The 825-nt window shown below is 74.1% G+C and carries 1 protein-coding gene; it reads left to right on the top strand.

The genetic code is table 11. From position 1 onward, the window contains the following. The first annotated feature begins 3 nt into the window (after positions 1-3). Positions 4-822 carry an alpha/beta fold hydrolase gene (locus R2E43_RS22010; protein WP_003975579.1) on the top strand — a complete coding sequence of 273 codons (819 nt, stop codon included), beginning with the start codon at positions 4-6 and terminating at the stop codon, positions 820-822. The last annotated feature ends 3 nt before the right edge of the window (positions 823-825 follow it).

Genomic DNA, 825 nt, shown 5'->3' with positions numbered 1-825 from the left:
GCCATGCCCGTCCTCACCGTCAACGGCATCAGGATCAACTACTACGACGACGCGCCCCCGGCGGGTGCGCAGAACGCGCCCGCCGTGCTGCTCGTCATGGGCTCGGGCGGCAGCGGCCGGGCCTGGCACCTGCACCAGGTGCCCGCGCTGGTCGCCGCCGGGTTCCGGGTGATCAGCTTCGACAACCGGGGCATCGCGCCGAGCGAGGAGTGCCCCGGGGGCTTCGGCATCGACGACCTGGTCGCCGACACGGCGGCCCTCGTCGAGGAACTGCGGCTGGGGCCCTGCCGGGTGGCCGGCATCTCGATGGGCGCGCACATCGCCCAGGAGCTGGCCCTGTCCCGGCCCGACCTCGTGGACCGGCTGGTCCTGATGGCGACCCGGGCCCGCCCGGACGCGCTGCGCGAGGCGCTGTGCCGCGCGGAGATGGAGCTGTACGACCAGGGGATCCGGCTGCCCGCCGCCTACGAGGCGGTCGTGCAGGCCATGCAGAACCTGTCGCCGCGCACCCTCGACAACGACGTGCAGGCCCGCGACTGGCTGGACGTGCTGGAACTGACCCGGCGCTCCGGTGCGGGCTACCGGGCCCAGCTCGGGGTGCGGGTGGACGGCGACCGGCGGGAGGCCTACCGCGGCATCCGGGCCGCCACCCGCGTCGTCGCCTTCCAGGACGACCTGATCGCCCCGCCCCACCTGGGCCGGGAGGTGGCCGACGCGATCCCCGGCGCCGAGTACGAGCTGGTGCCCGACTGCGGGCACTACGGCTACCTGGAGTCGCCGGACGCGGTGAACAAGAGCCTCGTCGAATTCCTGCGCCGGTGAAGG

Source organism: Streptomyces violaceoruber (genome assembly GCF_033406955.1).
In the GTDB taxonomy this organism is placed as follows: Bacteria; Actinomycetota; Actinomycetes; order Streptomycetales; family Streptomycetaceae; genus Streptomyces; species Streptomyces violaceoruber.
The sequence above is the reverse complement of the archived record's forward strand: the minus strand, read 5'-3'. Positions and strand labels throughout refer to the sequence as shown.

Excerpts from the sequence above, each read along its gene's own strand:
- R2E43_RS22010 (WP_003975579.1), top strand. The coding sequence starts at position 4 with ATGCCCGTCCTCACCGTCAACGGCATCAGGATCAACTACTACGACGAC.